Below are 14,034 nucleotides of genomic sequence, written 5' to 3' on the forward strand. Positions count from 1 at the left end.
GCAGGGCTCTCCTTTCCCATGTCCGCAGACCTTCAGTTGATCTTCCGCCAAGGCATGGGCGCCCTGCAGCAGGGCCGCTGGGACGAGGCTGCCCGCCAGTTCCGCACCCTGAACGGACGCAATCCCAACGCCCCCGAGCCCCTCTATTACCTCGGCATCGCGCTCTTGTCGGGCGGCAAGCCGGCCGAAGCCGCCGAGGTGCTGAACCGTCTGGTGCGCAAGCACGGCGACAACCCCATGGCGCTGAACGCGCTGGGATCGGCCCAGGCCGCCGGCGGCCACAAGGGACATGCGGAAAAGTCGTTCCGCCGCGTCCTCGCCCTGGCCCCCGACCTCGGCGACGCCGCCGACAACCTGGCCCGCCTGCTGATCGAGACCGGCCGGGCGGCCGAGGCCCGCCCCCTCCTCCAAGGCCTTCTGGCGCGCGAGCCCGGACGGGTGCCGAGCCGCCACCTCCTCGGCCGGGCGCTCCGGGACACCGGCGACGTGGAAGGGGCCCTGGCGGCCTTTCAGGCGGTATTGTCGGCACAGCCCGACTTTCCCGCCGCCGTCAACGATCTCGGCCTGCTGCACTACGCCTGCGGCCAGGGCCAGGAGGCGCTGGACTGTTTCGAGCGCCTGCTCCGCCTCAATCCGGCCGACCCGGTGGCCGCCAACAATCGGGCCATGGCGTTGCGCGTCCTCGGCCGTCAGGAGGATGCGGAACAGCAGTACCGCTCCCTGCTCGAGCGCTTTCCCGACGCGGCCGAGGTCAACCTCAATCTCGGCAAGCTCCTGGCCCGCACCGGCCGGGCCGTGGAATCGACGGCCTTCCTGGAAAAGGGCGGCTGTATCGAGGCCCGCTGGTGGAATGCGCTGGTGCTGCCCAACCAGTACGAAACCGAAGAGCAGGTTGCCCAATGGCGCCGCCGTTTCGCCGAGAAGCTGGAAGCCGTCGCGGCCGAAATCCACGCCCTGCCGGCGGCGCAATTGCCCGCCCAGGCCGGCATCTTGGAGCTGGACGTGTTCTTCCTGGCCTATCAGGGCGAAAACGACCGCGACCTCAACCGTCAGCTGCGCGGCGCCCAAACCCGTGTCGCCCAGGCCTGCCACGGCTTCGGCGCTCCGGTTCCGCCCCGCCCCGCCCGCCCCCGCATCCGGGTCGGCTTCCTGTCCGGCAGTTTCCATTTCCATGTGGTGAACCAGCTGATGCGGGGCTGGATCGCGGGCCTGGACCGCGACACCTTCGAGGTCTTCGTCTTCCACGCCGGCGCCACCTGGGACCAGGGGACGGAGGCCACCGCCGCCATCGCCGAGCATCTGGTCGACGCCTACCTGCCCACCGACCAGCTCGCCCGCAAGGTGGCCGAGGCGGAACTGGACGTGCTGATCTATCCCGACGTGGGGCTGGACCCGCGCATGGACCGCCTGGCCATGCTGCGCCTCGCCCCCATCCAGTGCGCCGCCTTCGCCCATCCGGTAACCACCGGCATGCAGAGCATGGACTATTTCCTCAGCGGCGAGCTGATCGAGCCCGAGGATGCCGACGCCCACTACACCGAGAGGCTGGTCCGCCTGCCGGGCATCGGCTTCAATCTTGCGCCTCCCAAGGTGGACGAGGCCGTCGAGCCTCAGCCCGATCCCGACCGCAAGGGTCCACGGCTGTTCTGCGCCCAAAGCCTGTACAAGATGCTGCCCGGCCGCGACCATCTGTTCCCGCGCATCGCCAAGGCGGTGGGGGAATGCTCCATCGAGTTCATCGACCGCTTCGGCATCTACAAGGAAGTGTTCCTGAAGCGCATGGAGCACGCCTTCGCCGCCCATGGTCTCGACGCCAGGCACTTCGTGCGCATCCACGGCGCGGTCACGTCCAAGGAATTTCTCGGCATGATCAAGACCGCCGATATCTCGCTGGACAGCCTGGACTGGTCCGGCGGCTACACCACCATGGAAGCCCTGGCCTGCGCCACGCCCATCGTGGCGGGAAACGGCCGCCTGCTGCGCGGCCGCGTGTCGGCCGGCATCCTGCGCGCCGCCGGACTGGGCGAACTGGTGGCGCCGGACGAGGAAGCCTATGTGGCCCTGGCCGCCCGCCTGGCGACCGACCCGGCCTACCGCGAGCAGGTCTCGCAGGTCATGCGGGCCAACGGCCCCGGCGTGTTCGACAACCCCGCCCCCGCAGCCGGGCTGGCCGCCTTCCTGAAGTCGGTGGCGCGCCCCGCCTAAAGCGTGCCGGGAAACGCCCCGCCGTCGATCAGCAGGTTCTGGCCGGTGATGTAGCCGGCCTGGGCCGAGCACAGGAAGGCGCAGGCATCGCCGAATTCGGCCGGGTCGCCGAAGCGTCCCGCCGGATTGGCGCCGCGCCGCTCGTCCAGCACCTGATCAACGGAAAGCCCGCGCTTGGCCGCCTGGCCTTCCATGGTGACGCGCAGGCGGTCGGTGTCGAAGGGGCCGGGCAGCAGGTTGTTGATGGTGACGTTGTGGCGCACCGTCTGGCGCGCCAGCCCGGCGACGAAGCCGGTCAGCCCCGCCCTGGCCCCGTTGGACAGGCCCAGGATGTCGATGGGAGCCTTCACCGCCGCCGAGGTGATGTTGACGATGCGGCCGAACTTCCGCGCGATCATGTGATCCACACTCGCCTTGATCAGCTCGATGGGGGTCAGCATGTTGGCGTCCAGCGCCTTGATCCACTGGGCGCGGTCCCAGTCGCGGAAATCGCCGGGCGGCGGGCCGCCGGCATTGGTCACCAGAATGTCGGGATCGGGCAGGATGGAGAGCAGCACGCCGCGCCCCTCGGGCGTGGTGACGTCCACCGGCACCGTCTTGATGGCGGCCCCGGTCCTGGCGCGGATTTCCTTGGCGGCCTGTTCCAGCACGTCGGGGCGGCGCGCCGCCATCACCACGTTGACGCCCTCGCGGGCCAGGGATTCGGCGCAGGCGCGGCCCAGGCCCCGCGACGCGCCGCAGACGATGGCGCTACGGCCCTTCAGTCCCAGATCCATGATCCTCACCCTCCAGAATGCGCCGGGCCAGCGGCACGGTGACGGCGCGCCGTCCGGCCAGGGCGGCGCGGTCCAGACGCTCCACCACCCGGGCACAGGCGGCGAAGCTGCGCTCCATGCGGCCCACCAGAAAGTGAACCACATCCTCGCCGATGCGCAACTGGCGATCATCGAACAGCTTGACCAGCAGGGCGGCCAGCAGGGAATCGTCGGGCGCCCCGATGGACGCCACCGGCATGGCCAGCAGCCGCGAGCGCAGGTCGGGCAGCCCCACGCCCCAGGCGGAAGGCGGCACGCGCGCGGTCAGCAGCAGCCGGCGTCCCAGCTCGCGGCCCTGGTTGATCAGGTGGAACAGCGCCACCTCGTCGCGGGGGGCGCGGTCGCAATCCTCCACCGCCAGGACCGGCACCGTTTCCAGCAGGGGGCGCGTCGCCTCTTGCGTCAACTCGGCGGCCGAGACCAGCACGCCGCCGCCGTCATGGGCGAAGAGATGGGCCAGATGGGTCTTGCCGCTGCCGGCCGGGCCGACCAGGATGCTGGCCGGACCGGGCCAGCGCTCGGGCGCGGCCACCCAGGCATGGGCCTCGCCGTTGCAAGGCGCCACCAGGAAGTCGTCCGCGGCCAGCGAGGGCACATGCCCGAACGCCAGGGGAAGCTGGGCGTCGCTCATGACTTGCTGTAATCGTCCCCGATTCCGTCGTAGAGCGAGCTTCGCATGTAGTTCTGCAGCGCGAAGCGGACCAGCACGCCGATCACCGAGGCGGCGGGCACCGCCAGCAGGATGCCGACGAAGCCGAACAGGGCGCCGCCGGCCAGCAGCGAGAAGATGATCCACACCGGATGCAGCCCCACCCGGTCGCCCACCAGCTTGGGCGTCAGGAAGTTGCCTTCCAGGATGTTGCCGAACAGGAACACGACGCCGACGCCGCCCAAAAGGTGCCATTCGCCGCCCTGGGCCAAGGCCAGCCCGACGCTGGCGATCAGGCCGATCAGCATGCCCACATAGGGAACGAAGGCTCCAAGCCCGGTGCCCAGGCCGATCATCAGGCCGAGGTCCAGACCGGTCAGCGTCAGCCCGACGCCGTAGAACACGGCCAGGATCATGCAGACCATGGCCTGGCCGCGCACGAAGCCGGCGATGGTGCGGTCGATCTCCTTGAGTTCATGACGGATGGTGTCGGCATGGTGGCGGGGCAGCCAGTGATCCACCTTGACGACCATGTGGTCCCAGTCGCGCAGCAGGTAGAAGGTCACCACCGGGGTGATGAACAGCAGCGACAGGATGCTCATGGCGGCGATGCCGCCCGACAGCACGCCCTTGACCACGCCCAGGCCCCATTCCACCGCCGTGCCGGCATAGGCCCCGGCCGAGGCGCGCAGCTTGTCCAGATCCTCGGGCGACAGGTGGCGATAGACCTCCTCCAGCAGCGGCAGGGCGCGCTGATGCAGGGATTGGGCATAGGTCGGGACCTTCTGGACGAAGGTCACCACCTGGCTCTGGATGACCGGGGCCAGCAGGGTCAGGCCGATTCCCAGCACGCCGAAGAACACCAGGCAGATGATCCCCGTGGCGAGCGTGCGCGACAGCCCGGCCCGCTCCATGCGATCGGCCAGCGGATCGAGGAAATAGGCCACCGCCATGCCGGCCACGAACGGCAGCATTACGCCGCGCAGCATGTAAAGCAGCACCAGGAAGACGGCGCCGCCGATCAGCCAGAAGCGCAGCCGCTGCCCCGAACTCATGCTCATGGCACCCCCTTGAGCCGCATCACCCAGAATCCCTCGTTCCAATCCAGCAGCAGCCCGGCGGCACCTAAGGTGGTCTTCACCTGCTCGGGCTCGCCCACCGTGTGCAGCATCAGGGCCGCCTCTTCCCGAGACAGCGAGACGATCTCCCAGCGACGCACCAAGGTGACGCGGCCCAGCCTTTCGCGCACCGCGATCCAGTCCTCCAGGCCCTTGAGCGGGGCCATCACCGCCATGGAGGCCGCCCGGTCGAAGGACAGCAGGTTAGACTGCTTGTAGGCGTTGTCCAGGGTTTGGCCGGCTTCGGACGCCGCCTGGCGCAGCGCCGCGTCCAGACCGGCCTCGCCGATGGGATAGGAGCGGGTGTCGAAGGGCTTCATCACCCCGGGCATGCCGGTGGCGGTCACGTCGACGGCGTTGGTGGCGCCGTTGACCATGGCGGTCATCACCAGCACGTCGGGGGTGCGGAAACGGGCGCCGAGACCGGCCAGCGCCTCGGAATCGCCGGCCAGCGCCTTCTCCACCGTGAGCGACTGGATGTCGGCGATGTCACCGGTGGGCACCGCCAGCGGCACCAGACCGCCGCTGCCCAGGCCCAGCCACGCGGCCCGCCACGGATTGGGATCGTCCCACAGCAGGGCGCGGCCGACCCCGATGGGACGGAACACCGGCACGATCACCACCGGACGGGGCCGGGGTTCGGCATATTTGACGCCGGCGCCCTGGAGCAGCTTCTTCACCGCCTGCGGATTGTAGCGGACGGTGAGCGTGGCGATGTAGCGCACCGCCGACGAGCGCTCGTGCTCGATGGCCACGTCGCGCACGTATTGCAGCGCGTCGGCATGGGGCAGGCGACCATGGTCGGCGGGCATGGTGAGACGTTCGAGCAGACGCCGGAAGCCGACCCTCTCGGCCTCGGCGATGGCCTGTTCCTTGGCCGCCGCCACGCCCTGGGCGGTGACGTCCACCTCGATGCCGCGCACGGCGAAGGCGTCGGCGGCCATGGAGACGCCGGGAAGCGCCAGCAGCGCGACAACAAGGACCAGCCAACCGAGCCGGAGACCGCGAGAAGACATTGCAAACCGTCCGGGATGAAGTATTTTGACCCACTCGATTTTCGCCGAGACCATACCACACCCATGCCCACGAGGAAGCCCATTCCCGCGCAAGATAAAAGCACCGGCCTGACCTACCGCGATGCGGGCGTCGACATCGACGCCGGCGAAGCCCTGGTCGAGGCCATCAAGCCGCTCGCCAAGTCCACCGCCCGTTCGGGGGGCGCCGCCGGCCTCGGCGGTTTCGGCGCGCTGTTCGACCTCAAGGCCGCCGGGTTCAAGGACCCGATCCTGGTGTCGTCCACCGATGGCGTCGGCACCAAGCTGCGCGTCGCCATCGAGGCGGGCAAGCACGACACCGTGGGCATCGACCTGGTGGCCATGTGCGTCAACGATCTGGTGGTCCAGGGCGCCGAGCCGCTGTTCTTCCTCGACTATTTCGCCACCGGCAAGCTGGACGTGAAGGCGGGCACCGCCATCGTGTCAGGCATCGCCGAGGGCTGCCGCCAGGCCGGCTGCGCCCTGGTCGGCGGCGAGACGGCCGAGATGCCCGGCATGTATTCCGACGGCGATTACGACCTGGCCGGCTTTTCCGTGGGCGCCGCCGAGCGCGACGCCCTGCTGCCCCGTGAAGACGTGGCCGAGGGCGACGTGCTGCTGGGCCTCGCCTCGTCGGGCGTGCACTCCAACGGCTATTCCCTGGTGCGCCGCATCGTGGAAAAGGGCGGCCTGTCCTATGATTCCGACGCGCCCTTCGCGCCGGGCCGCAAGCTGGGCGAGGCCCTGCTGGAGCCCACCCGCATCTACGTGAAGAGCACGCTGGCCGCCATCAAGGCCGGCACGGTGAAGGCCATGGCCCACATCACCGGCGGCGGCCTGATCGAGAACGTGCCCCGCGTCCTGCCCGAAGGCGTGGTCGCCGAGATCGACGGCTCCGCCTGGGCCCTGCCGCCGGTGTTCAAGTGGCTGGCCAAGGAGGGCGGCGTGGTCGCCCACGAGATGGCGCGGACCTTCAATTGCGGCATCGGCATGGTGGTGGTGGTCGCGGCATCCAAGGCCGACGAGGCCGCCCGCATCTTAGGCGCGCATGGCGAGACCGTGGTGCGCATCGGCCGCATCCGCGCCCGCAAGGGTGACGAGGCCCAGTCCCAGGTGCTGAACCAGGGCGATTGGGTGTAGCGCCCGCTTGTCATCCCGAGGCGCAGCCGAGGGATGACGGTCAAGGATCGAGGACGATGAGCTTGAAGAAGAAGAAGGTCGGCGTTCTGGTCTCGGGCCGGGGCAGCAATCTCCAGGCCCTGCTCGACGCCTGCGCCGATCCCTCCTTCCCGGCCGAGATCTCCCTGGTGATCTCCAACGTGCCCGGCGTCTACGCCCTGGAGCGCGCCGAGAAGGCCGGCGTGCCGACGCTGACCATCCCGCACAAGGGCTTTCCGAGTCGCGAGGCCTTCGACGCCGAGATGGACAAGGCGCTTCGGGCCGCCGGCATCGAGATCGTCTGCCTGGCCGGCTTCATGCGCCTGCTGTCCACACCCTTCGCCGAAGGCTGGCGGGGCCAGATGATCAACATCCATCCCGCCCTGCTACCCTCGTTCAAGGGGTTGCACACCCACGCCCGCGCCATCGAGGCGGGGGTGAAGCTGCACGGCTGCACCGTCCATCTGGTGACGCCGGAACTGGACGACGGCCCCATCCTGGTGCAGAAGGCGGTACCGGTCCTTAGCCAAGACGACGAGGACACGCTGGCCGCCCGCGTGCTGGAGCAGGAGCACAAGGCCTACCCGGAAGCGCTGCGCCTCTTGGCCGAGGGCCGCGTCACCGTCGAAGGCAACCGTGCCCTCATCCGTGAGTGACCCCGCCTCCATCCTGATCTATGTCGGCCTGGACGCGGTCGGCGACGGCTTGATCAAGCTGCCGTTCATCCGCGCCTTGCGCGCCGCCTTCCCCAAAGCCCGCATCACCTGGATGTCGGGCAAGGGACCGACGGTGTTCGAGGATATCCTGGCGCCGCTGGTCACCGGCCTGATCGACGAGATCCTGCCCTTCACCCGCATCGGAGAGCGGCCTTTGGAACTGATGGGCCGCCGCCCCCTGCCCGGCCGTTCTTTCGACCTGATCATCGACACCCAACGGCGCGGCCTGACCACCCTGGTGTTGAAGCGCATCCGCCATGGCCGCTTCATCTCGGCCACCGCCGGTTTCCTGTTCTCGGACGGCAAGCCCGCCGACACCACCCGGCCGGCGGCCATGATCGGCCAGCTGATGCAGCTGGTCGAGGCGGCGGCGGGCCGCAAGGTGGCAGAAACCTCCCCCCTGCCCCGCGATGCGGCCATCGAGGCCGAGGCCGAACGCCTGCTGCCCGCCGGGCCGCGCTATGTGGGGCTGGCGCCCGGCGCGGGCGGGCGCTGGAAATGCTGGCCGCTGGAGCGCTACATCGCGCTGGCCGCCGGGCTGAAGGACGCCGTGCCGGTCTTCCTGCTGGGTCCCGCCGAGGCCGAGGACTGGGCCGCCACCATCCGGGCCGCCCTGCCCCAGGCCTTGCTGCCGCTGCAGGACACGGCGAGGCTCACCCCCATGCTGACCATCGCGCTGGGCCGCCGGCTGGCGGCGGCGGTGGCCAACGACAGCGGCACCGGCCACATGCTGGGCGCCGCCGACATTCCGCTGGTCTCGCTGTTCGGGCCCACGGCCGCCCACAAGTTCGCGCCCCACACCCGCCGGGCGGCCATCGTCCGCGCCCAGGATTTCGGCGGCGAGGCCATGGACTCCATTCCGCTGGAGGCCGTGGAAAAGGCCCTTCTGCCGTTGTTACTTTGACCCAGGTCAAGGCTGGGTCTACCATATTCCCGCAACCGCAACACCGAGTGCCGTCATGAATATCAAGGACCATATCCGCGGCGTTCCCGACTTCCCCAAGCCGGGCATCCTGTTCTACGACATCTCCACCCTGCTGGCCCATCCCGACGCCTGGCAGGTGGCCATGGGCCGCCTGGCCCGCGACATCATCCGGTTCCAGCCCGACGTGCTGGCCGGCATCGAATCGCGCGGCTTCCTGGTGGCGGCGCCGCTGGCGCTGAAGCTGGGCTGCGGCTTCGTCATGCTGCGCAAGAAGGGCAAGCTGCCGGGCGAGACCATCCGCCACGACTACGCCCTGGAATACGGCACCGACACCATCGAGATCCAGAAGGGCGCCATCGAGGAGGGCAAGCGGGTGGTGATCCTCGACGATCTGCTGGCCACCGGCGGCACCATGGCGGCGGGCGTCGAGCTGCTGCGCAAGATCGGAGCCCACGTCACCGGCGCGGCCACCATCATCGACCTGGCCTTCCTGCCGGGCAAGCAGCGGCTCAAGGAACTGGACGTTCCCTTCACCTGCCTCGCCTCCTACGACGAATAGGAGCGGGAGATGCCCTTCGCGGGGATCGAGGCGGCCTTGGCCGGAATGGCGGTGGGAGCGGCGGTGACGCTGCTCGCGCTCGGCCGTCGCCGTGCCCGCCCCGCGACGAACGGAGAGGCAGCGCTGGACGCCCAGCGGCTTCTGGTCGAGGCCCTGGGCAACAGCCGGGACGGCGTCGCCCTCTACGACGCAGGCAATCTGCTGATCACCTGCAACGAGCGCTATCGCCAGCTGCTGTCGCCCATCAAGGATCTGATCGTTCCGGGTGCGCGCTTCGACGACCTGATGGCCGAACTCGCCCGGCGCGAGAACAAGGGCGGGGACTGGCTGGGGCGCAAGATGTCGGGCGGCGGGCTGACCGACGCCACCGCCGGCGACGACAAGTTCCGCGACGGACAGTGGATCAGCGTCGCCGCCTACGCCACCCAGGAAGGAGGCCAGCTGCGCATCCTGCGCGACATCACGCCGCGCAAGCAGGCGCAGATCTCGCTGGAAGGCACGGTGTCCTGGCTGAAGGGCGTGATGGACACGGTGGTGGACGGCATCGTCACCATCGACGAGACCGGCACGGTCTTGAGCTTCAATCCGGCGGCAGAACGCCTGTTCGGCTGGACCGCCGACCAGGTGGTGGGGCGCAACGTCAGCATGCTGATGCCCGATCCCCATCAGAGCGCCCATGACGGCTACATCCGCTCCTATCTCGAGACCGGAATCCGCAAGATCGGCTCGGCGGGGCGCGAGGTGGAGGGCCTGCGCCGGGACGGCACGCGCTTTCCCATGGAACTGGCCATCGCCGAGATGCACCAGGGCGACATGCTGACCTTCATCGGCGTGATCCGCGACATCAGCGAGCGCAAGAAGAATGAACAGGCGCTGATGGACAGCCAGGACCGCCTGCGCCAGGAGGCGGACCGGCTGCAGGCCATCATCGACAACATGCCCCAGGGCGTGGCGGTGTTCGCCTCGGACGACGCCCTGATCGCGCTCAACGAATCGGCCATCCGCATGCTGGGCCTGCCCAACGCGGAGATCACGCCCGGCACCATCGACATCTCGCTGTTCATGGCGCTGCTGGCCGCCAACGACACTCCGCCCGGCCGTCACAGCGCCCAATTGACCGCCGATCTGGCCGAAAGTATCCGCGAACGTCCGGAAATGGTGTTCGAGCATTTCGCCCCCAGCGGCATCATCATGGAGGTGCGGTCCTCTTCCATGCCGGGCGGCGGGCTGATCCTCAGCTTCACCGACGTCACCTTCCGCAAGCACACCGAGCAGACGCTACGCGACGCCAAGGAGGAGGCCGAGCGCGGCAACCGGGCCAAGAACACCTTCCTGGCCAATATCAGCCACGAGCTGCGCACCCCCTTGAACGCCATCATCGGCTTTTCCGAGATGATGAAGCACGAGATCTTCGGGCCGCTGGAGCCGGCCAGCTACCGCACCTACGTGGACGACATCCACGAAAGCGGCCAGCACCTGCTGGAACTGATCAACGACATTCTGGACATGTCCAAGGCCGAGGCCGGGATGACCGACCTGATGGAGGCGGCGGTGCATGTCCCCGACATGATCCGCACCGCCATACGGCTTTTGAGCCGCCGGGCCGACAATGCCGGCATCAGCCTGGTCGAGGACCTGCCCCCCTCGCTGCCGCTGCTGCTGGCCGACGAGCGGCGACTGCGCCAGATCATCCTCAACCTGGGCTCCAACGCGGTGAAATTCACCGACGAGGGCGGTCGGGTCGTCATCGGCGCCCGCGTCGCCAAGGCCGGGTTCACCATCACGGTGACCGATTCCGGCATCGGCATGACCTCGGAGGAAATGCGGCTGGTGATGGAACCCTTCGTTCAGGCCGACACCAGGCTGTCGCGCAAATACGAGGGCAGCGGCCTCGGCCTGCCGCTGACCAAGGCCCTGGTCACGGCCCATGGCGGGACGCTGGCCCTGGACAGCGAGCCGGGACGCGGCACCACCGTGACCGTCACCTTCCCGGCGTCACGCATCGTCACCGACAACATGGCGGCGGTCGATATCTAGAGTCTGCCCGGGTTTCACAGAATCGATTTTTCGTTTCGTCACCCCCGGACTTGATCCGGGGGTCCATGGATTGCCGGGTCAAGCCCGGCAATGACGGCCAATGGAGATGCTTCCTTCTAAGCCGAGCGGACTCTATCCCTACCTCCGGCCCAGCTCGATCTTGGGACAGCGGTCCATCACCACCGCCAGTCCCGCCGCCTCGGCGCGGGCGGCCGCCTCCTCGTTGATCACGTCCAGCTGCATCCAGACCACCTTGGCGCCCATGGCGACGGCCTCGTCGGTGATGGGGCCGGCGGCGTCGGAATTGCGGAAGATGTCCACCATGTCCACCGGAAACGGGATGGACGCCAGGTCCTTGTAGACCGTCTCGCCCAGGAATTCCTGCCCGTCCAGGCCGGGATTGACCGGCACCACGCGATAGCCGCGCTGCTGGAGATAGGCGGCAACGTAATGGCTGGGCCGCGAGGGATTGTTGCTGAAGCCCACCACGGCGATGGTGCGGACGGTCTTGAAGATATGGTCGATCAGGCTGTCGCTGGCAGGCACGTGCGTCTCTCCCGGAAGTCCGAAGGAAACTATAGCGGCCTTGCCGCCTTTCGCCAGCCTTCCTAAAGTGGCGCACTGGCCGGGGAGGAAGGGATGGACGTCACGGTTCAAGGCAAGGCGGTGTTCGCCAGCGCGTTCGGCAAGGACTCCGATCCGGCCGTGCTGCTGGCGTACGGCGCCGGCGGCAGCCATTCCACCTGGAGCGGCATCGCCCAGGGCTTGGCCGCCCAAGGCTGGCGCGTGCTGGTTCCCGACCTGCCCGGCCACGGCGCCTCGCAAGGCCCCGCCCTGGACACCATCGCCGCCCTGGCCGGCTGGCTGGCCGATTTCCTGAACGCCGCCGGGGTGGAGAAGGCCGTCCTGGCCGGTCATTCCATGGGAGCACTGGCCGCGCTCGAGTGTGCCGCCCGCCATCCCGACCGGGTCCGTTCCCTGCTGCTGCTGGGCGCCGCCGCGTCCATGCCGGTCAACCAGGCGCTGCTGGACATGGCCCGCGACGATCCCAACGCCGCCTGCGCCCTGATCGCCAAATGGGGGTTTGCCAAGGAGCCGCCCGCGCCCCCGGAGCTGATCACCGCGACCGCCGCCCATCTGGCCCAGGCCGCGCCCGGCGTGCTGCACGTCGACCTTGCCGCCTGCAGCGCCTATGACGGGGGCGACGCCGCCGCCGCCAGGGTCGGCTGCCCGGCCACGGTGATCGTCGGCGGCCAGGACCGCATGGCCTCGCCCGATGCCGGGCGCGCCCTGGCGGCGCGCCTGCCCCAGGGCCGCGCCGTGGTGCTGGAGCGGGCCGGACACCTGATGATGGCCGGACATCCCCAGGCCACCCTGGCGGCCATGGCCGACGCGCTCGATTCCGGCCTCGACCCCGCCGATTGGGAAGGCCTGCGCGCCCAGGCCCACCGCATGCTGGACGAAAGCCTGGACTTCATCCGGGACGTGCGCCGGCACCCGGTGTGGCGGCCCATGCCCGCCGAGGTGCGGGCCGCCTTTGACGCCCCCCCACCCAGGATGGGCCAGGAGCTTGCCGCCATCGATTCAGAATTCCGCCAACTGGTCGAACCTTTCGGCCCCGGCAACGTCCATCCCGGCTTCATGGGCTGGGTCCATGGTGGCGGCACGGTTGAAGGCATGCTGGCCGAGATGATGGCCGGCGGCCTCAACGCCAATCTGGGCGGCCGCGACCACGCCCCCATGGAGGTGGAGCGCCAGATCCTGCGCTGGATGCGGAACCTGTTCGGCTATCCCGAGGGGGCCAGCGGCCTGTTCGTCACCGGCACCTCCATGGCCAATTTCCTGGCCCTTCTGGTGGCGCGGACCAGGGCGCTGGGGACCGGCATCCGGCGGACCGGCCTGTCCGGGGCCGAGGGGCTGGTCGCCTATGCTTCCGCCGCCGCCCATGGCTGCATCCCCCAGGCCTTCGAGATGAGCGGGCTGGGCGCGGCTTCCCTGCGCCTGCTGCCCACCGATTCCGCCCACCGCCTCGACATGGAGGCGCTGCGCCAGGCGGTGGCGGCCGACCGCGCCGCCGGGCGGCGGCCCTTCATGGTGGTCGGCAGCGCCGGAACGGTGGACGTGGGCGCCATCGACGATCTCGGCGCCCTGGCAACCTTCGCCGAGGCGGAAGGAATGTGGTTCCACGTGGACGGCGCCTTCGGGGCGCTGGGCATGATGTCGCCCGAACTGGCGCCGCTGCTGGCCGGCATCGAGCGCTCGGATTCCATCGCCTTCGATTTCCACAAATGGGGACAGGTGCCCTATGACGCGGGCTACCTGCTGGTCCGTGACGGCGAGGCCCACCGGGCCGCCTTCGCCTCGCCCGCCGCTTACCTGAGGCGCGAGACGCGGGGACTGGCCGCCGGTTCGCCCTGGCCCTGCGATTACGGCCCCGACCTGTCCAGAGGCTTTCGGGCGTTGAAGACCTGGATCACGCTGAAGGCCCACGGCATGGACGCGCTGGGCGCGGCCATGGCCCGCTGCTGCGAGGTGGCCCGCCACCTGGCCGCCCGCATCCAGGCCGAGCCGTCGCTGGAGCTCCTCGCCCCGGTGGCGCTCAACATCGTCTGCTTCCACCGCCCGGGAGCGGATTGCGCCCAAATCGTCGCCGATCTGCATGAAAGCGGCATCGCCGCGCCGTCCACCACCACCATCGACGGAAAACTGGCCATCCGCGCCGCCATCGTCAATCACCGCACCAGGAAAAACGATGTCGATCGCATGGTCGATGAGGTTCTACGCGTGTCAACGAAGTAATGCTTAACCATTTCGAGAT

12 protein-coding genes and 1 pseudogene are annotated in these 14,034 nt (G+C 69.1%); 8 read left to right on the forward strand and 5 right to left on the reverse strand.

Going from position 1 to position 14,034, the window contains the following annotated elements; all coding sequences use genetic code 11:
• The first annotated feature begins 18 nt into the window (after window positions 1–18).
• The gene (locus XM1_RS17115) at window positions 19–2,205 is read left to right on the forward strand and encodes a tetratricopeptide repeat protein (RefSeq protein ID WP_068435613.1); all 2,187 of its coding nucleotides are present in this window, start codon (window positions 19–21) and stop codon (window positions 2,203–2,205) included.
• Here XM1_RS17115 and XM1_RS17120 read toward each other — a convergent pair.
• Genes XM1_RS17120 through XM1_RS17135 form a run of 4 tightly spaced genes read right to left on the reverse strand, consistent with a single transcriptional unit; the run spans window position 2,202 to window position 5,803 of the window.
• Window positions 2,202–2,981: an SDR family oxidoreductase gene (locus XM1_RS17120; protein ID WP_068435615.1), complete on the reverse strand. Its 780-nt coding sequence runs from the start codon at window positions 2,979–2,981 to the stop codon at window positions 2,202–2,204. The two genes, XM1_RS17115 and XM1_RS17120, sit on opposite strands and share 4 nt — an antisense overlap.
• Window positions 2,956–3,651: a DNA replication protein gene (locus tag XM1_RS17125; RefSeq protein ID WP_068435617.1), complete on the reverse strand. Its 696-nt coding sequence runs from the start codon at window positions 3,649–3,651 to the stop codon at window positions 2,956–2,958. Before XM1_RS17125 ends, XM1_RS17120 begins: the two co-directional genes overlap by 26 nt.
• The gene (locus XM1_RS17130; RefSeq protein WP_068435618.1) at window positions 3,648–4,724 is read right to left on the reverse strand and encodes an AI-2E family transporter; all 1,077 of its coding nucleotides are present in this window, start codon (window positions 4,722–4,724) and stop codon (window positions 3,648–3,650) included. The genes XM1_RS17125 and XM1_RS17130 overlap by 4 nt, the downstream gene beginning before the upstream one ends.
• 2 nt (window positions 4,725–4,726) lie before the next feature.
• Entirely contained in the window at window positions 4,727–5,803 is a 1,077-nt protein-coding gene (locus tag XM1_RS17135; RefSeq protein ID WP_068435620.1) for a DUF2066 domain-containing protein, read from the reverse strand.
• A gap of 63 nt (window positions 5,804–5,866) precedes the next feature.
• Here XM1_RS17135 and purM point away from each other — a divergent pair, with 63 nt between their 5' ends.
• From purM to XM1_RS17160, 5 genes are read left to right on the forward strand one after another with little or no spacing between them, the layout of a single operon-like run.
• Window positions 5,867–6,961, forward strand: a complete 1,095-nt coding sequence (purM, locus tag XM1_RS17140; RefSeq protein ID WP_068435623.1) for a phosphoribosylformylglycinamidine cyclo-ligase — start codon at window positions 5,867–5,869, stop codon at window positions 6,959–6,961.
• 56 nt (window positions 6,962–7,017) lie between these two features.
• On the forward strand, window positions 7,018–7,635 hold the full coding sequence (gene purN / locus XM1_RS17145) for a phosphoribosylglycinamide formyltransferase (protein ID WP_068435625.1): 618 nt from the start codon (window positions 7,018–7,020) through the stop codon (window positions 7,633–7,635).
• Window positions 7,628–8,599: a glycosyltransferase family 9 protein gene (locus XM1_RS17150; RefSeq protein WP_068435627.1), complete on the forward strand. Its 972-nt coding sequence runs from the start codon at window positions 7,628–7,630 to the stop codon at window positions 8,597–8,599. Before purN ends, XM1_RS17150 begins: the two co-directional genes overlap by 8 nt.
• Before the next feature lie 55 nt (window positions 8,600–8,654).
• Window positions 8,655–9,179: an adenine phosphoribosyltransferase gene (locus XM1_RS17155; RefSeq protein ID WP_068435629.1), complete on the forward strand. Its 525-nt coding sequence runs from the start codon at window positions 8,655–8,657 to the stop codon at window positions 9,177–9,179.
• Window positions 9,180–9,188: 9 nt separating this feature from the next.
• Complete coding sequence (locus tag XM1_RS17160) at window positions 9,189–11,216, forward strand: PAS-domain containing protein (RefSeq protein ID WP_068435631.1); 2,028 nt, start codon at window positions 9,189–9,191, stop codon at window positions 11,214–11,216.
• Between the two features lie 138 nt (window positions 11,217–11,354).
• Here the strand turns inward: XM1_RS17160 and XM1_RS17165 are convergent, their stop codons facing one another.
• On the reverse strand, window positions 11,355–11,762 hold the full coding sequence (locus XM1_RS17165; RefSeq protein ID WP_068435633.1) for a CoA-binding protein: 408 nt from the start codon (window positions 11,760–11,762) through the stop codon (window positions 11,355–11,357).
• A gap of 93 nt (window positions 11,763–11,855) precedes the next feature.
• Here XM1_RS17165 and XM1_RS25045 point away from each other — a divergent pair.
• Window positions 11,856–12,584 (forward strand): annotated as a pseudogene (locus tag XM1_RS25045) (alpha/beta fold hydrolase); the annotation flags it as partial.
• A 15-nt stretch (window positions 12,585–12,599) separates the two neighbouring features.
• Complete coding sequence (locus tag XM1_RS17170; protein ID WP_068437972.1) at window positions 12,600–14,015, forward strand: pyridoxal-dependent decarboxylase; 1,416 nt, start codon at window positions 12,600–12,602, stop codon at window positions 14,013–14,015.
• The last annotated feature ends 19 nt before the right edge of the window (window positions 14,016–14,034 follow it).

This window comes from Magnetospirillum sp. XM-1, from assembly GCF_001511835.1.
Lineage (GTDB): Bacteria > Pseudomonadota > Alphaproteobacteria > Rhodospirillales > Magnetospirillaceae > Phaeospirillum.